The sequence below is a fragment of the Tenacibaculum sp. 190524A02b genome, assembly GCF_964036645.1.
GTDB classification, from domain to species: domain Bacteria; phylum Bacteroidota; class Bacteroidia; order Flavobacteriales; family Flavobacteriaceae; genus Polaribacter; species Polaribacter vairaonense.
Genome location: NZ_OZ038525.1, coordinates 1,136,892 through 1,156,424, shown reverse-complemented (window position 1 = coordinate 1,156,424; position 19,533 = coordinate 1,136,892). Strand labels below are relative to the sequence as shown.

The 19,533-nt window shown below is 29.2% G+C and carries 12 protein-coding genes; 9 read left to right on the top strand and 3 right to left on the bottom strand.

The annotated features are described in order from the left end of the window. The first annotated feature begins 55 nt into the window (after positions 1 to 55). From ABNT65_RS04550 to ABNT65_RS04535, 4 genes are read left to right on the top strand one after another with little or no spacing between them, the layout of a single operon-like run. Positions 56 to 856 (top strand): OmpA family protein, encoded by an 801-nt coding sequence (locus ABNT65_RS04550; RefSeq protein ID WP_348739955.1) that lies wholly within the window; start codon positions 56 to 58, stop codon positions 854 to 856. A 44-nt stretch (positions 857 to 900) separates the two neighbouring features. After that, positions 901 to 2,151, top strand: a complete 1,251-nt coding sequence (locus ABNT65_RS04545; protein ID WP_348739954.1) for a WD40/YVTN/BNR-like repeat-containing protein — start codon at positions 901 to 903, stop codon at positions 2,149 to 2,151. Between the two features lie 12 nt (positions 2,152 to 2,163). Beyond that, positions 2,164 to 3,396 carry an alpha/beta hydrolase gene (locus tag ABNT65_RS04540; protein ID WP_348747291.1) on the top strand — a complete coding sequence of 411 codons (1,233 nt, stop codon included), beginning with the start codon at positions 2,164 to 2,166 and terminating at the stop codon, positions 3,394 to 3,396. A 34-nt stretch (positions 3,397 to 3,430) separates the two neighbouring features. Then, entirely contained in the window at positions 3,431 to 5,920 is a 2,490-nt protein-coding gene (locus tag ABNT65_RS04535) for a T9SS type A sorting domain-containing protein (protein WP_348747290.1), read from the top strand. A gap of 426 nt (positions 5,921 to 6,346) precedes the next feature. Here the strand turns inward: ABNT65_RS04535 and ychF are convergent, their stop codons facing one another. Further along, positions 6,347 to 7,438, bottom strand: a complete 1,092-nt coding sequence (gene ychF / locus ABNT65_RS04530; RefSeq protein ID WP_348706677.1) for a redox-regulated ATPase YchF — start codon at positions 7,436 to 7,438, stop codon at positions 6,347 to 6,349. Positions 7,439 to 7,606: 168 nt separating this feature from the next. Here ychF and ABNT65_RS04525 point away from each other — a divergent pair, with 168 nt between their 5' ends. The 5 genes from ABNT65_RS04525 (at position 7,607) to ABNT65_RS04505 (ending at position 16,293) form a co-directional block, all read left to right on the top strand. Then, on the top strand, positions 7,607 to 8,173 hold the full coding sequence (locus ABNT65_RS04525) for a sigma-70 family RNA polymerase sigma factor (protein WP_348706680.1): 567 nt from the start codon (positions 7,607 to 7,609) through the stop codon (positions 8,171 to 8,173). Between the two features lie 75 nt (positions 8,174 to 8,248). Next, positions 8,249 to 9,265: a FecR family protein gene (locus ABNT65_RS04520; RefSeq protein ID WP_348706683.1), complete on the top strand. Its 1,017-nt coding sequence runs from the start codon at positions 8,249 to 8,251 to the stop codon at positions 9,263 to 9,265. A gap of 56 nt (positions 9,266 to 9,321) precedes the next feature. After that, positions 9,322 to 12,195: a TonB-dependent receptor domain-containing protein gene (locus ABNT65_RS04515; RefSeq protein WP_348747289.1), complete on the top strand. Its 2,874-nt coding sequence runs from the start codon at positions 9,322 to 9,324 to the stop codon at positions 12,193 to 12,195. A gap of 109 nt (positions 12,196 to 12,304) precedes the next feature. After that, positions 12,305 to 15,097: a TonB-dependent receptor gene (locus tag ABNT65_RS04510; RefSeq protein WP_348706687.1), complete on the top strand. Its 2,793-nt coding sequence runs from the start codon at positions 12,305 to 12,307 to the stop codon at positions 15,095 to 15,097. Positions 15,098 to 15,285: 188 nt separating this feature from the next. Continuing rightward, positions 15,286 to 16,293 (top strand): hypothetical protein, encoded by a 1,008-nt coding sequence (locus ABNT65_RS04505; protein ID WP_348747288.1) that lies wholly within the window; start codon positions 15,286 to 15,288, stop codon positions 16,291 to 16,293. 97 nt (positions 16,294 to 16,390) lie between these two features. Here ABNT65_RS04505 and ABNT65_RS04500 read toward each other — a convergent pair whose 3' ends face one another. Then, entirely contained in the window at positions 16,391 to 17,134 is a 744-nt protein-coding gene (locus ABNT65_RS04500; RefSeq protein ID WP_348747287.1) for a head GIN domain-containing protein, read from the bottom strand. Position 17,135: 1 nt separating this feature from the next. Then, positions 17,136 to 19,532: an ABC transporter permease gene (locus tag ABNT65_RS04495; protein ID WP_348747286.1), complete on the bottom strand. Its 2,397-nt coding sequence runs from the start codon at positions 19,530 to 19,532 to the stop codon at positions 17,136 to 17,138. Position 19,533 lies beyond the last annotated feature (1 nt).

The following is a 19,533-nucleotide window of genomic DNA, read 5'->3' as shown; positions in this document are numbered from 1 at the left end:
GATTTTCCATCTATAAAAAACTCAATTTTGATTATATAAAATACGTTTATAAACAATGATAAAGACATTCTTACTATTCGCACTATTGACATCGTTCATTACAATTTCTCAAAATGAAAAATGTAAAGAAAAAGAAGTTTTCTCAATCCTTTCTAATTACAAAATTGATGAATGTTATTATCAACCTTATGATGTTTTGAAAATATACGTTGACGAAAATGCTGTTTCAAAAGCAGCTAAAAAAGGAGAATATACGAAAACAGTATATCGTTGGAAAGACAAAGGGGCTCATCCATCAAAAGTATTCGTTTTAGATAACTTCAAAGCTATCTTTAAAAAAGAAGACATCAAAATACTTTATGAAGGTCTCTCTAGTCTTTCTTTCTCATTTAAAAAGACTAATCAAATGTATTGGGGACATGTTGAATATTATCATGATACTTACACAGTACAAATTCTTAAGGAGAAAAAGCTCTCACTAAGTATAAAATTCAATGAAAAGCACTTAAAAAAAGAGCTAATCGAATATGGAAGATCAGAATTGAAAGGTGTGTTTTTTGATACCGATAAAAGTACTCTTAAACCTACTTCTACCAAAAGTTTGACCACTATAGCTAACTATTTAAATGCAAATCCTAACACCAAAGTTTTTATTGTTGGGCATACTGATAATGCAGGTGATTTTACACACAATCAACAACTTTCTAAGGCTAGAGCTAATGCTGTAGTCTCTGAACTTGTAGAGAAGCATCAGGTAAATGCATCGCAACTACGGGCTTTTGGTATTGCTAACCTTTCTCCTAAATCAATCGATAAAAATAAAAACCGTAGGGTGGAAATGGTTTTAGCAAACTAATGCAATCAAAATAAAAGGATTATAATAACTATATAACTAAAGAAATGAAATACATTAATTTAATACTTACAATTTGCCTAACTATTTCAATGGTTTCATGTAATGATAACAATCCTAACGAAATTCAACCACCTGCTTCTATTAATCAAATTTCCAAAAATGTAGTACTCCCTGGAGAAGAAATAACGATTACTGGTACCCAATTAGACAGTGATATAATAATTGAATTTAATAACATTATTATAGAACCAGTTTCTGTTGGTAAAACAGAAATTACAATAAAACTTCCTCTAGATGCTTACAGTGGAGATTTAAAAATATCATACAATGAAAACTCTTGCAAGAAATTCATAAAAATACTTGATAAGGGTTGGAATAAAATCGAAACTAACAAATCATTTTCTAAAATTTATTTTCTAGAAAACAACATCGCTTACGCTTCTATTGAAAGTGATAATGGTTGTCATTTATACAAATCAACTGATGAAGGAAATAATTGGGTTGAAATTTTAAAAAGTAATGAAATAAAATCACATTTTCTATTTACTATAGCTAGTAATGATGTCATATATGCACAAGAATCCAATCGCCTATTTAAAAAAAGTATAGATGGAGGAAATACATGGAGTAATTTAAATATTCTAAGTACTGGTTATCAATTTTTTGATATTTATTTTGTTAATGAAAACGAAGGATATCTTACTGCTTCTAAATATAATTCTATTACAAGCAATGTAGAATATTTCATTATGAAGACTCTAGACGGAGGTCATTCATGGAATATTTCTATTGTATATGATTCGCAAGAAAAACTTTTTAATTCAAAATTTATATATAATAAAGGAAATCACATTTATCTTTATAATAAGAGAACTGAGCTTATAACATTTACTGACAATGGTGGAGGTACATGGATTCAGAAAAAGCTAGAAATGAACATGCCTTTACTTGGAAAAACCCTTTCAATCCAAGATAAAAATAATATTTGGTTAGGAGGTAATGGCACTCAATCATTTAACATATTTAAAATAGATGATCAAAAAGAAAATTTTATTTATATAAATAAAATACCTCTTATTAATAATGAGAACATTGTTAGTTTTAAGATTATTGATGAACAAAAAATCTACGCCACTTCAAATAAAGGTGCTAATTATTACACAACAAACGGAGGTGATACATGGAAAACATTTTATTTGGATAAAGAAGTACAAATGAATAACGTTTTTTTTAACAAAAACATGGTTTTAGTATTTTCTAACGGTTATTTATACAAAAAAGAATTATCATTTTAACTCTAGTAACTAATGAAAAATCTAATTCTTCTTTGTTTCTTATTAGTAAATGGGGTATTATGCGCCCAAAAAGATGTTAGCTTGTATAACTATCAACAACATAAAATAAACTCAAAAGTTTTAAAAGAACAGGTTTTAGTTAACATATCTCTTCCTAAAGACTATAAATTATATAGTAAAGAAAAAGTATATCCTGTAATAGTAGTATTAGAGCCAGAGTTTTTTTCGCAAATAGTGAGCACAACAAGTCATTTAAGTACTCTAAGTGGTATTCCCGAATGTATTGTTATTAGTTTTCCTAATAGGTTTTCTAAAAGTTATGGCCCTCAATTATATACTAACGGAAGTAAATTTTGGCCTATAGAATGGAAGCAAATGCCATTTGATGGAGATCCAAACGAATTCAATACTTTCTTTAAAAACGAATTATTTCCTTATTTAGCCTCAAACTTACGTGTCGCTCCATATAATATTATTTTAGGCACATCTTCAACAACTCCACAAGTATTTCATACTTTTTTAAATGAACCCAAACTATTTCAAGGATATATAGCAATAGCAGCGGGTGATTTTTTAAGTATGGGATACTCTTCAAATTCTAATTTAATTTCAGCTATTGAAAACTCTATTAAAAAAAATCCTAGAACTCTAAATTTATATGTAGCTTCTGCTGATTCTGATATTCAAAACACACCACAAATTGGTATGAATTTAAATCAATTTCAAAATAAAGTTACCCCTTATTTATCGAATAGTATTAAAGTTAGTTCAGAAATTATTTCTAATGAAACACATTATGGTATTGTATTACCCGCATATATAAATGCTATGAAAATGATTTTCCCATTGAAAAAATGGGATGTCGATTATAGAGTTTTTTCAATACCAAACGAAAATACTCTCATGAATATCAATCAATATTACGAAGAATTATCTAAGGAATATGGCTACAAAATACTTCCTACAATATCAAGATGGAATAGTGGAAATAGTTTAGAACGTGTAGGGGAAAAACTTATTCGTAAAAAACAATATAACCAAGCTATTGAAATATTTAAACAAATTATTCAATATCAACCAAAATCACACAAAGCATTCTTTAATTTGGCTAAAACTCATAAAAGTTTTAGTGATCATAATAAAGCGGAACTTGCTATTGAACAAGCCATTATGCTTTTGGATGAGGGCAACATGATGTATTTAAAAAAATATCAAACCATTTTAAAAGAATTACAAAAAAACTAATAACAAATAAATCATATTGAAAACCTCCTCGATTATGAGAATCTTTTATAACTATTTACTTTTTTATATAATGCTCTTTTGTAATACTTCTTGGGCCTTTATTCAACAAAACACAATTACCATAACTGATCTAGAGGGAGTTACAACTACCAACTACCCTATTCAAATTGGTAGACCATTTATTAAAGGCGAAATTAAAAACTTCCCTCAAGTTTTAGTAAATGGAACTGCAATTTCAACTCAAGCTAATATTAAAAACAGGTACGAAGATGGTAGTGTAAAATTTGCTATCATTTCATTTTTAATACCAACATTAGAAGCTTATGGTACTAAAATTATAACATTTCAAAATCAGTTGAATGGCAACACTACCCCTCTTACTTCTTCTGAAATGCTACATAAAAACTATAACTTTGATGCTAATATTAAATTAACAAAAGCAAGCACAATTAATGCTTCAGCCCGTTCGATGCTCATCAATAACGATTATACCATTTGGAATTCAGGACAAATAGCCAATACCATTATTCTAGCAAACCATGAAAACTTATTAACCTCTGGGGGACATTCCATAAGCAAATATGATATCGGTTTTGACGAACACAAATCATTCAGACCCATTTTTCATGCTACCTTCTGGCCGACTATAAATAAGGTCTCTATTAGATTCATCGGTGAAATTGCAAATACAGAATCACTACAGGATATTGTTGTTGACAATGTTACTATGAGGATTGGGTTAACTGACCCCAAAATTGTGTATCAACTTCCACAAGACAAAGCTCCTTTAAAAATGTATGTTGCTTCCCGATTTTCACGTAAATATTGGGCTGAAACACCTTCCAAAATAAAAATTGATCATAATACTGCTTATTTAATAGCAACTCGATATGTTTCAAATTATGATTTAACCAAAACAATAGATCCAAACAACATTGATTCTACTTATAATGAATGGAAAAATAATAATGAACTCTATGAATATGGTTTATGGGCTCCATATATGCCACAAAGTGGTCAAAGACAAGACATAGGACCATACCCTAGAACAACTACAAATTGGTTATACACTTGGAATGACAAAGCTTCAGAAGTAGCTTTAAACCAAGCTGAATTGGCTGCTTCTTGGCCAATGCATTTTAGGGAGGGAAGTTCTCAAAGAAATGGAACAACACGATTTTATGACCGAAACAATATAATTGAAGCTATTGGAAAACCTATATCTGTAATAGGTAGGGAAACTTTAATGACTCATATGCCTTACATAAACAGTTCTACAGCAGCAACTTTAGATACTGACAAGGTTAATATTGTAGGGCCTTGGGCTACGAATCAATGGTCTTCTGCACCGCCAGATGAATACTTACCTTGGTACCCTGATGCTGCACATTGTCCTGACCCTTTTTCTTTACAATACATTGTTACTGGAGATTATTTTTACTTAGAAGAAATGCAATTTTGGGCTTCCTATCATAGTTTATATTACAATCCCGTTCAAGGTAGAGGTCCAGGTAAGTATGGAGGTATATACGGAGCTAGTGCTCAAATTAGAGGCTATGCTTGGGTATTTAGAAATAGAGTTAGAACCACTTTTTTATGTCCTGACGACACTCCTGAAAAACAACATTTTACAAACTTAACAAATGATGCTATAGCACTTTGGGAAGGACAAAGAAGCATTAGGGGAACTGTACATGAGAACACATTTTTATATAATTGGGGAAACGACAATAGCATATTTACTCCTTCTCCATTAAAACATTGGAATGTTGGATCTTTAGGACATTTACAAGATCCAATTAATCCAGAAACTACAAGTAGAGCACATTCACCTTGGGAATACAACTTTTTACATTTTGCATTAGGAACCGCCAAAGAACTAGGTTTTAAAGTAGATGGAATTCGTTCTTGGTTTGCTTCAAACCTAATTGAGCAAATTAATGACGTTGATTACAATCCTTACTTGATTACTACTCCGAGAATTCCAATTAAAAATAAAGAAGGAGCATACTTTGAAACTTGGAAAGAAACATTAATAGGATATAAGGAAAATTACAATGCTGAACTAGATTTTAATCAAAAACTAACATGGGGGCCAGGAAATTCATATCCTCATTTTGCTTTAGGTGCTATGTCATATTTAACAGATCAACCAAATTCAGAAACAGCATGGAACTGGGTTGAAGAAAAAGTATTACCCTCTACAAATGGTAATCCTAAATGGGCACTTTTACCAAGAGAATACAACTCTTTAGGAGTAGATAACATATCTTTATTAGAAAATGAAATATTCATATACCCAAATCCAACTACAAATTATATAAAAGTTTTATCTAAAAGACAACAGAATAATCTTAAATTAGAAATTAGTGATTTAAATGGTAAAATAATTATCTCAAGAACTCTAAATATTGATAGATTAAAAGCTGAGACAACACCCTTACAAGGTCTTAGGCCAGGAGTTTATGTTTTGAAATTAACCTCTGAATTAGGTATTTATACAAAAAAAATTATTATGCATTAAAAAATAAATTCAAATGAATAAAATATGCGTAAACTTTTTGAGTTACTTTTTAAACAAATAACAGTATGTATATGTTAAATATAAGGATGATGTTCTAAATAAAACATACCGAACTTAACTTGTAAACCTAAAAAAAATGATAGTTTAAACCTCTCTCCAAATAGAATATTCAGAGATTTATCTATTAAAATAAAAGGAATTTATTTCTAAAAAATAATTATAACAAAATAGTCCAAATTCGTACAAATACATATACGCTATGAATACTTTTTTTTTAGTTTTCACCAAGCCTTCAGCTTTATTTAGTTTTTTGAAGTTTATAAACAAATTACATTCAGCACTTGTTAAATAGAGTTTGTTAAATAAAATTGTGATACCTCAATTTTCTAATATCAGTATCACAATTCGATTTTTACTATTTATAAATTATACATTAAATCTAAAATGCATAACATCACCATCTAAAACAATGTATTCTTTTCCTTCAACACGCATTTTACCAGCTTCTTTAACTTTAGTTTCTGATCCATACGTTACATAATCATCATAACCAATAACTTCAGCTCTAATAAAACCTTTTTCAAAATCGGTATGAATAACTCCAGCAGCTTGTGGTGCTGTTGAACCTACATGAATGGTCCAAGCTCTAACTTCCTTAACACCAGCAGTAAAATACGTTTGTAAGTTTAATAATTGATACGCAGATCTAATTAAACGAGAAACGCCAGGTTCTTCTAAACCAATATCTGCTAAAAACATTTGACGCTCTTCATAATCCTCTAATTCAGTAATATCAGCTTCTGTAGCTACCGCTAAAATAATAATTTCAGCATCTTCATCTTTCACAGCTTCTCTTACTTTTTCTACATAAGCATTACCATCTTTGGCAGAAGATTCATCTACATTACATACATATAACACAGGTTTAGCGGTAATAAACTGCATAGTTTTTACCAATTCTTCCTCTTTTTCAGTAAATTCTATTGCTCTAACAGATTTTCCTGCTAATAAAGCTTCTTGAATTTTTTCTAAAACTTCTTGCTCTTTTTGCGCCTCTTTATTTCCAGTTTTAGCTGCACGTTTTACTTTATCCATGCGCTTTTCAACAGCCTCTAAATCCTTTAACTGAAGCTCAATGTCAATCGTTTCTTTATCTCTAATAGGATCTACAGAACCATCTACATGCACAATGTTGTCGTTATCAAAACAACGTAACACATGTAAAATAGCATCAGTTTCTCTAATGTTAGCTAAAAACTGGTTTCCTAAACCTTCTCCTTTACTAGCTCCTCTTACTAAACCAGCAATATCTACAATCTCAACTGTGGCAGGAATTACTTTTTCAGGATCAACTAACTCTTCTAATTTTTCCAATCTTGGATCAGGAACATTTACAACTCCTAAGTTTGGTTCAATTGTACAAAAAGGAAAATTTGCACTTTGTGCTTTGGCATTAGATAAACAGTTAAATAATGTTGATTTTCCAACGTTTGGTAATCCTACAATTCCAGCTTTCATTATAATATATTATTGAAAATTTTTGCAAGTGCAAATATAGCATTTTACTTGGTTTATTTTAACAGTTTTAGACCAGTGTTTTTTAACGAAATCAACCAACTATTTTAACAGTTTTTTAGGACTTTGATTTTTTTTTACTACATTTATGAAGCAATTACTACTATTTTAATGGGAAATTTATCTGACGAAATTTTATGGAAATCACTGAAAGAAGGCGATGTTAAAGCGTTTTCTGTACTGTTTAAAAAGTTTTATTCACCTTTATTCAGTTATGGTTTAAAAATTTCAAAAGATGTTGAATTTACAGAAGATAGCTTGCAAGATTTCTTTGTATACATTTATGAGCATAAAGAAAATTTAAGTGATTTAGATAAGATTGCCCCTTACCTATTCTCTTCTTTTAGAAGATTTATCATTAAAAGAATTAATAGAAGTAATAAATATGCAGTTGTAAGAGATATAGACCATAATATAGTAGATATTAATTTTACACCTGAAGAGTTTATTACAAACCAAGAAGCCACTACCTTTAGAAATAAAAACTTAGCCAATCTTATTAATAAACTGCCCAAAAGACAAAAAGAAGTTATTTATTTAAAATTTCATTGCAATTTAAAACCAAGAGAGATTGCAGAAACTATGAATATTAATTATCAAAGCGTAGTAAATACGCTACATAAGGCAGTAAAAAATTTAAGAGAAGAAATTGCTGTTTCACAATTATTAAATTTATAAATTTGTCCAGTTAAAAAGAGTATATTAAAAGTTTTTAGTACTTTATATTTATATATGCTCAATTGACTCAGATTAATGGCTAAAAAGACATACAATACTATAGAAGACTTTTTAAATGATGCTTCATTTAAAAACTGGGCTACCAATGGTCAGTTGTCCGATGTTTCTTTTTGGGATTTTTGGTTAAAAAACAATCCCGCAAAAAAACAGCTGGCTTATGAGGCGCGTGATATAGTATTGGGTATTGGTTTTAAGAAAACACCAGTTTCTGAGGAAAAAATAAATAGGGAATGGAATAAATTGGAATCCAAATTAAAAACCATTCAAAATTTAGAAGAAGAAAAAAAATCTAATAAAGTTTCTTTTTTTAAAAAAACACGTGTAAAATTTGCAATAGCTGCAGGTATTTTATTAGCCATTTCTTTTTCTGTTTATACTTATTTAACTCCTTCACTAATAACTCATAAAACGGGATATGGAGAAGTTTTAGAGTTAAAGTTAAAAGATGGAACTTCAGTTACCTTAAATGCCAACTCAAAAATTTCATACTACAAAAATGAGGTAAGAAAAGTATGGTTAGAAGGCGAGGCTTATTTTAAAGTACATAAAAAGAAAACTACAAATGCTAAATTTTGGGTGAATACCAATGATTTGGTAGTAGAAGTTTATGGAACTGAATTTAATGTAAACACTACGCCATTAAAAACAAATGTATACTTAGAAGAAGGTGATATTTGGTTAAATTTAAATAATGGAACTTCCAAAAAGATGGTTCCTGGAAATTATATAGAATACTCCTCTAAAAAAAATAAAATTATTGTTGAAAAAACAATCGTTTCAAAGGAAGATAAAACTTCATGGAAAAGTGGAAAGTTAATATTTAAAAATAATACCTTAGAAGAGGTTTTAAATAAAATAACAAAAACCTACGGAGTTAAGTTTACATATAATTCTGAAGATACTAAAGAGATTGTAATTACAGGTACTGTTCCAACTTCCAACCTTAATATTTGTTTAAAAGCTGTAAAAAAGTCTGCAAATATTACTATTAAAAAAGAAAATGCTAAATTAGTGGTGTACAAAAACGACTAATTAATTTTATGATTTTAAAAACTTCGACAACAAGATGCTTGTGGTTCCTGTGTTTCGTGTTTTTTCATCTTAAAATAATTGCTCAGCAAAAAAAAGAAATCCCTCTAGCCAAAGTTTTAGATATTGTAAGCTCTAAACACCAAATTTACTTTACGTACAATCCATTAATCCTTAAAAATAAAGTAACCAACCCTACTCCATTTTATAGCTTAAAATTAAAAGAAACACTTACATTACTTCAAAAAGTGACTAATTTTAAAATAGAATACTTAGGGAATAAGTATTATGTAATATATAGCAGTTTAAACAGAAATGGCAATACTTCTAAAAATAATAAACTAACGAATAGTTTAAAAGATAGCATTTATAACATACAATCAACTACTATATTAAAAGGAATTGTAGTAAATGAAAAGAATGAACCCATTAACAAAGCCAATATTATTGAAAGTTTAACTCTAAACGGAACTATTTCTAAAAATGATGGTACTTTTGAGTTCCCTTTAATAAAAAACAATCCAGTAACAATTACCCATATTGGTTACCAAAGCCAAACTGTTTTACCTTCTGCACAATTTGTAAAAGTCATACTCAAATCTGGTGTTAAATTGGATGAAGTTTTAATTGTTGGATCCAGAAATCAAAAAAGACAAAAAATAGATTCACCCGTAGCTACAGATGTTATAGAACTAAAAAACTTTTCTCAAAAAAGCCAATTGTTAGAAGTAAATCAGTTTATGCAAGCACAAGTTCCTTCATTTAATGCCACAAAACAATCTGGCTCAGATGGTGCAGATCATATAACTCCAGCTACTTATAGAGGTTTAGGTCCTGACCAAACACTTGTACTCATTAATGGAAAAAGGAGGCATCAAGCATCTTTAATTAATTTATATGGTACAAGAGGAAGAGGAAACTCTGGAACCGATTTAAATACCATACCTACAGCAGCTATTAAAAGAATAGAAATTTTAAAAGATGGTGCTTCTGCTCAATATGGATCAGATGCTATTGCTGGTGTAATTAATGTGGTTTTAAAAGATACTACTAATATATCTGGCATCACTTCTTCTGTAGGTTTTTATAATGCAAATAATAATACCAATGCCAAAAGAAAAGGTATTGATGGAGCTAACTATAAAGTAGGACTTAATTATGGTGCAAAGGTTTTAAAAAAAGGATTTGTAAATATCTCGGCTGAATTTCTTTCTAAAGACCATACATTTAGACAAGGAACCATGATTAGACAAAATTATGGTGATGCTGCTTTAACAAGTAGTAGTGTTTTTTTAAATACAGAAGTTCCTATTGATTACAAAACGAAGTTTTATGCTAACGGTGGTTTTAATTATAGAAATACTAGCGCATATGCTTTTACAAGAAAAAAAGAGAGTGAACGTAATATAACTAGCATATATCCAGAAGGATTCAATCCTTTAATCACTTCTAATATTGTAGATAAATCTGTTTCTATAGGTGTAAAAAGTGCTTATAGAGGTTGGAATATAGATGTAAGTAATACTTATGGTAAAAATTACTTTCATTATTTCATAAAACAAACATTAAATGCCACTTTATTAGATAAATCTCCTAAAGATTTTGATGCAGGAGGACATAGCTTACGTCAAAACACAACAAATATAGACATGTCTAAACACTTTTCTGACGTATTTAAAGGTGTAAATATTGCTTTTGGTTTGGAAAATAGAATAGAAAATTATGCAATATTTTCAGGAGAAGAAGCTTCATATGCATCCTATGATAGTAATGGTTTTCCTGTAACCAAAGATACGCCTTTAAGTGAAATACCGAATTTAAATGGTGTAATTAGACCAGGAGGTTCTCAAGGTTTTCCGGGTTATTCACCAGAAAATGAAGTAAACAGAAATAGAAGTAGTATTAGTATTTATTTTGATAGTGAATTTGATTTTACCAAAGAATGGTTATTAGCTACAGCCTTACGTTTTGAAAATTACAGTGATTTTGGAAGTACACTAAATACAAAATTAGCTTCTAGGTTAAAACTTACACCAAAAACAACCTTACGTACCTCGTTTAGTACTGGATTTAGAGCTCCTTCTCTAGCCCAAATCTATTATAATTTAAAGTTCACTAATTATATTGATAATAAAGCTACAGAGTCTTTTTTAATCGCTAATAACAACCCCATAACACAACAGTTTGGAATAAGTCAATTAAAAGAAGAAAAAGCTATAAATTATAGTTTTGGCTTCTTACATAAATGCAATAAAGCATTAAGTTTTGGAATTGATACTTACTATATTTTTATTAAAGATAGAATTATTTTAAGCGGAAACTTTGATGCTTCACCCATTAACACAAACGTACAGAATGTACAATTCTTTGCCAATGGTGTAAATACTGATACTTATGGATTTGATGTTAAACTAAATTGGTTAAAAAAGCTTAATAAGTCTCAAATCAATTTGAATTTTACAGGTAATTTTAATACAATGAAAATTTCAAAGATTAACAACAAAGGTTTAGATATTGAAACATTCTTTGGAAATAGAGAACAATACTTTTTATTGGCTTCAGCACCAAAACACAAATTAATCTTAAATGCTAATTACGCTACAGAAAAATTCTTGGTTAGTGGTACTTTAACTAGATTTAGTGCTTTACAACTAATTGATTGGCAGGTATACAAACCACTTGACTTATTTAATAATTCACCTGAAGAACGTCTTAATGCGGCTAAAGATTATTATTTGGCTAAATACACTTTAGATGTTCATACATCTTATAAATTATCTGAAAAAGTTACTTTTCAATTAGGAGCTAATAACCTATTCAACACCTATCCTACTCAACAAGGTATAAATACTGATAGTGGCGGTTTATGGGATGCGGTTCAAATGGGAACCAATGGAACTCAATATTATAGCAAAATTCAAGTTTTTTTCTAAAAAAAGATTTTAAAAAGAGTATAAAAAAATAAAATAAAGCTTGTTAATAACGTAAGGTATTCGTTAACAAAACAAAATACCTTCAAAGTATTAACTAATTTTTTATTTTATGAAAAAACTCACAATGCTACTATGTACCTTATTGTTTAGCACCATTATATGGTCACAAACACAAATAAGAGGTACGGTAAAAGACAACAATAATGAAGTCTTGCCAGGTGCCAATGTTCTTGAAAAAGGCACTAAAAATGGAACAAATACAGATTTTGATGGGAAATTTACATTAAATGTACAAGAAGGCGCTACTTTAGTAGTAAGCTTTTCAGGGTTTGAAACACAGGAAGTTGCTGTTAATGGAAGAACTAATATTACAATCACATTAAAAGAAGGACTTCAATTAGATGAAGTAGTTGTAACAGGTAGTAGAACACCAGCAAGAAGTAATACTTCAAGTCCACTACCAGTAGATATTGTAGGGGTTAAAGAATTACAAGCTACTGGACAAACAACTTTTGATAAAGCATTACAATATAAAATACCATCATTCAATACAGTAAATACACCTGTTAATGATGCTACTTCATTATTAGATCCTTATGAAATTAGAAACATGGGACCTAGTAGAACTTTAATTCTTATTAATGGAAAGCGTAAAAATTTAAGTGCGCTATTATATACACAAACATCACCTGGTAGAGGTGAAACTGGTGCTGATATTTCTGGAATTCCTACAGATGCGATTAAAACTATACAGATTCTTCGTGATGGAGCTTCAGCACAATATGGTTCTGATGCAATTGCTGGGGTTATGAATATTATTTTAAAAGATGATTATAAGAATGGTTCTGCAACCTTTAGAGCAGGTATTACAGGAGAAGGAGATGGAGAAATGTTAGGCGTAAGTGTTAATAATGGAACTAAAATAGGTGATGATAATGGTTTTATAAATTATACGGTAGATTTTTCTAAAACTGCTTTGGCAAATAGACCAGGTATAGTAGATGCTGAAGGTGAAGCTGATCCAGTAATAGGATTTGACGCTGACATTAATGAAGTAAGAGAATTTTTATCAAGAAGACCAGATGCAGGAAATGTAAATGGTTCTCCAGAAACTACAGCTTCAAAGTTTTTGATTAATGGAGAATATAAACTAACAGATAAAAGTAATCTATACTTTAATGCTGCCTATGTTTATAAGAAAGTAAACAGTTTTGCTAATTATAGAACTCCATACTGGAGAACACTTTCTAGCTTTCCTTATTTAGCAAACTTTTTCCCTGGTAATCACCCTACTAATGCTGGAGGTTATGATGGATATGTTCCTACTTTTGAAGGAGATTTAAATGATTATAACGGTACTTTGGGAGTTAGATCTAAATTAAATGAATGGAATGTTGATACTAGTGTAACTTTTGGAGGTAATAAGCAAACATATAATGTAAGTAATTCTCACAATGGTAATTATGTATATAGACCTGAATTAAATGATATAAATAATAATGGGATAGCTGATCCAGGTGAAGAATTTATTCCTGTAAATCAATATAGAGGTAATAGTCCTATTAGTTTTGATCCAGGAGGTACTGCTTTTAATCATATTGTAGGGAATATAGATATTTCACGCATTCTGTCTGACCAAATATCTGTAGCATTTGGTGCTGAGTTTAGAACTGAAAATTTTGAAGTAATAGAAGGAGATTTAGCTTCTTACGATGGTGGTGGTGCTGATTCATTTGCTGGTAATAGACCAGAAAATTCAGGGACATTTAATCGTTATAATTTAGGTGGTTATGCTAGTTTAGATTGGGATATTAATGAAGATTTTTTATTAAGTGGAACGGTAAGAGCTGAAAATTTCTCTGATTTTGGAAGTACTTTTGTTTGGAAAGCTAGTTCTCGTTACAAATTTGCCGATGATAAATATACACTAAGAGCATCTGTTTCTACTGGATTTAGAGCACCTACGCTTCATCAAATTTATACACAAAAAGCACAGTACAGTTTTGTACCGGGTTCAGGTATTCAAGTTGGTGGATTGGTAAATAATGTATCTCCACAAGCTCGTTTATTAGGTATTCCTAAGTTAAAAGCTGAAGAGTCAACAAACTTTACTGTTGGTATTGGAGGTAAACCTTTTAAGAATTTCTCATTCACAATTGATTATTACAATATTGCAGTAGACGATAGAATTATATTAAGTACAGAAATAGGAAGAACAACAGCTGGAAATACTGCTTTAGATCAGGTTTTAAATAGTAATAATTTAAATGACTTAAGTTTCTTTGTAAATGGTATTGATACCAAAACCTCAGGTTTAGATTTTGTTTTTGGTTATAAAAATATAGAGTTAGGCACAGGTAAATTAGGGTTTAACTTATCTGGAAACTATACCATTCAAAATGAGAGAGACGGAGCGGTTAAGAATCCAAAAATTGTAGCAGATGCAGGTCAATCTGTGGTAAATGCAACACAAGAAGCATTATTCTTTACGTCTAGACCAAGAACTAAATGGATTTTAGGAGCTACTTATGATATTGGTAAGTTTAATTTTTCTTTAAACAATACCTACTTTGGTAAAACTACTTTTAAACAACAAGGTATGGATACCAATCTAAGAACCGAATTCATTCCAAAAATTGTAACCGATTTAGGGATAAATTATAATGTAGATGATAATTGGACAATAGGTTTAAATGCTAATAACTTGTTAAACGTGTTACCAGAATGGGAATTTGTAGCTGAAAATGCAGCTGGACAAGCAATTTTAAATGATCCTGCTCAAGTAAAAACACAATCTAACTTAATTACATTTAACCAACGTTATTCACAAATGACGTATGATGGTTATCACTTTAGTCAATTAGGAAGTTTATTTAACCTTTCTGTTAACTACAAATTTTAATTTAATTGTTTTCATTATATCTGAGTTTATAGATGTTCAAAAACCTCGAGACTATTCCCCTTGTCTTGGGGTTTTTATATACTACTTCCCTCCTATTTCTTTTAACTTAAAAGTTAATCTCATTTAACTTTTAGTTAATACTCTTCAAGTTATTTTTAGATAATCAAACTTTAAATTATCTAGAATCAATGAAAAAACTAACTTTCAAAACGTTATTTTACCTTTTAATTATTATAAGTACGGGGTGTACTAATGAAGACCTTATTACTAATGAGCAAATTACTAATTCAAAAAGTGTTTCTTCTCAAAATTCAGAGGAAGAAAGCTTTAAAAATGATGTTTTTGTAAATGGTATAAATCAAACTTACCTTAAAGAAACAGGAATGACTGAATCTGAACTATTAACCCTCTTAGGTAAAGAGAATAGTTTAGAAGAGTTCAAAACAGATTTGAATGAAAAATCTGATAAAAAAGAAATATTAGGTAAACCTTCACCTATAAATAAGGCTCATCTTGCAGGTGCTATTGCACATCTTGTTATTGAAATTGCTAAAAATCCTTGCAGGTATTTTGAAGCAATCGCTTTTAGAAATGGATCAGGAAATTTTTTAAAAATAGGTTTAAGTCATCAAGTAATACAATTAGCTGTTGCTAACTTACCAAACTTTGATAAAGAAATAAAAACAGGAAAAAAAGGAGGTTTTAAACATATTGTAAACCTTTCCGGCTATAACTTTATTAAAACAGAAACAACTAATAATACAATAAAAGTTAAAATAAATACAGAAATTAGATATAGATTATATAGACGAGTTTTTGGTAAATACCGTAAAGTGATTGATAGATTAGGTTCTTTAGATTTACAAATACCATTTTTGTTTAATACTAAAAATAATAAAATTGAAATAAATTCAATTACTACGGATAATATAAAAATACAGCTTCCTCAAGCTTTTTTATTAGCTGGAGGACCTGTTAATAAATTATTGTACGAATACCTAATCTATAAATTCGTTTCGATAACGGTGGAAGATGACTTTGGAAAGGTTTCTTTTGATAAATTTTTACCTAAACAATATGTAGAATTTATAGGAGTATCTTCAGGAGGAAGTTATTCTACTAATTTTAATTTTAAAATAAATAACACCAATTTTTATGATTTCTTGTATGGATATCTTGACGATGAAGGTTGTTAATACAATAAAGTAAATACAGAAAAGCCTCAAGAAATTATTTTCTTGAGGCTTCATTTTTGGTATTTATACCAATTAGTTTCCAAATGGTATTATATTTTTAAAGCTTTTGTATAGTAGATTTCCCTATTACAATTCCTTTATTTACTTGTGGGTTTCCTTTATACATAACAGTAGCTTCACCATAAGAATTAACTTTTAATCTATTATTGGCGTAAACCTGAAAAACACCTTCTCCATAAGCGGTAATTCTAGTTTGATTGGTTTTTAAATTGGTAGCCATTACTTTACTTTCTCCATAAGCAGTAACTTTATGATCAGATACATTACCTTGGTTTAGCTCTAAATAACCATTGCCAAATAAGGTGGTTTTTAATTTTTTTACTTTTACTGAATTAATAGTAACATGAGATTTTCCATAAATTCTTAATACACATTTATCTTGTTGTATTTGACTGTTAAAGTTTATTTTTTCTTCCCCTCTTAAGGAAAAAACAGCTACATCTTTATAAGTTAAGATTACTTTTGCTACAGTATTTTTATATAAAGGAATTTTTCTTTTGTGTCCATTATACACTACTTTTTTATTTTTGGTAACAGTTTTAGCACCTTCTAAATATACCTGTAAAGTTTTATTTACTATTTCATATTTCAATTTTTCAGGAAATACGTTAATACTCTCAACTTCAATTTTAGGTTCAGTTCCTTGTTTAAGAACTACTTCTATATGTGGACTAATAATAACTTTATTAAAGTCTTTCTGAATTTGAATTACTTTTTGTTGAGAGAATAAACTACTACTAGTTAGCACTAATGATAGATAAATTAGTTTTAATATGTTCATTTTATTCAAATTTTAAATATTTTATTAAATCAATTTTAGCAGCTTTATAAGCTTTTATACCTACTACTCCAATAACTAAAACAATTAATACAATGGGAGCTATTATATATGGAGATATAGGCATATTTATGCGGTAAGCAAAGTTGTTTAACCATTGTTGCATGATGAAATAAGAAATTGGAATTAAAAATATAGATGCAACGATTACAATTTTCACAAAATTCTTAATTAAATCAGTTATAATTTCTTTAATAGAAGCTCCTAAAGCTTTTTTTATAGCTACTTCTTTTAATTTTTGCTGTATAGTAAGGGTCGCTAATGCAAATAAGCCTAGTAAAGCCACCATAATAACCACAATGGTAAGTATAAAAAACAAGGTTTGTTGCTGTTCATATTTTTCAATAGTTTTTTTAAATTGTTTATCTACAAAATGGTAAACAAAAGGGTATTTAGGTTCTAATTGTGTTTTCCAAAAACGTTCTATTTTTGCCAATGTGTTGGCTTCAGTTCCTTTTCTAAGTTTAAATTGTACTGAATTCATATTGTTTTTTAACCATCGTATACTTTTATAATGTAAATAAAAGATAGGTCTGATTTCTTTGTCAAAACCGTTTACATGATAATCTTTAACCACGCCAATAATGGTAAATTCCTTGCTGAAAACATGAACTTTTTTGTGTATTGGATTTGATATATTTAAACGTTTTACAGCAGTTTCATTTAAAATAATAGCATTGGTACTATCTGAAGCAAATTTTTTAGAAAAAGCTCTTCCTTCTTGCATTTTTGTTTTTAATATTTTAAAATAACCATAATCAACAGGAATAAACTTAGTATCAATAGAATTGTTTTTGTATTTAACTTCATTAGAGAAATCATTGTCATTTCCAGGTGTTTCTAATCCTGTAGAAATTTCTAATATGTCTGGTTCATTCTTAAAAACCTTTTTAGCCAATTGGTATTTATTCCACAGTTTTTCATTACTAGATAATTTTACAGCTACTATTTGCTTTCCAGAGAAACCTAAATCTTTACTATGCATGTATTTTACTTGACTGTAAACCACAATTCCACCGATTACAAAAAAGCCTGAAATTATAAATTGAGTCCCTAACATAAAGTTTCTTACTAGGATCATCTTTTTACTTTTTGAATAGTTTCCTTTTAAAACTTCTGTGGTTTTAAACTTTTGTAAGTAAGTTGCGTATAGAGTTCCTATCAATAGACAAATCATTATGGTTAGTATAGAAATCTTTATAAGTAAATACGCATTTCTTAGACTTAATTGGGTTTTAAAATAAGTGTTAAATGAAGGTAAAATTAATTCTACAGCTACCAAAGCTATGAATAAGGCTAGTAAACCTTGCAAACAAACTTCTATGACATACTGAATTTTAAAATTAAGTACTGAAGTTCCTAAAGTTTTCTTTATCCCCACTTCTTTACCTCTTAAGCTAGCAGATGCAAATGATAAGTTGATAAAATTTATACAAGAAATTATAATTATTAAAACTGATAAACCTAGCATTGTTACAATTAAAAAATAGTTACCTTTTCCTTCTAACGGACCACTATCTCCTTTAGATTTTAATCTAAAATCACTTAATTTTTCTAGAAAAGGTTGAGATCCATACTGTAACATATAGCTTTCCAGTGTCATTCCATTCTTTTGAGCCTCTTCTTTAAAGTTATTTTCAATAAATACATTTAGTATTTTTTTCTCGACTTTTTGAATATCACTTCCTTTTTTTATTTTATAGTAAGTATGATTGGAAAAAGAACCCCAATGATGAAGCATACTTTTATTGGTAGTTTCCCATACGATAGCTTCAGGTTCAAGAGTAGAAGGTTTCTGGAGTTTGTACACTCCAGAAACTATATAATTTTTCTTTCCAAATTTTATAGTTTTTCCCACAGCTTTTTGGCTGCCAAAAAGAAACGTTTTTACTTTATTAGAAATTACAATAGATTCTCTAGTTAATAACAACTTGTTTTTATCCCCTTCTAAAATTGGATGTGGAAAAAAATTGAAAAAATTTGGCGTACTATAAACTATTTTTTTTGAATAAAATGTTCTTTTATCAGTCTCTAGCAAGTCTTCTATATACCACGAAGGCATTGTAAAGTAATCCTCTATTTCTGGAATAACTTCTTTGCATTTAGGCCCTTCAGGGTGCGTACTATCATCAAATAATTGCCCATCAGGAAAAGCATGCCCTACTTTATAAATAATGTTTTTGTTTGAGTTCCAGGCATCATAAGCATTTTCTTCATTGTAATATAACAAGACAATAATTAATCCTATTAACCCCAAAGCTAAACCACAAATATTAATAATTGTATTTAACCAATTTTTCTTACTAGTTCTATAAAATATTTTAAACCATACTTTTAACATT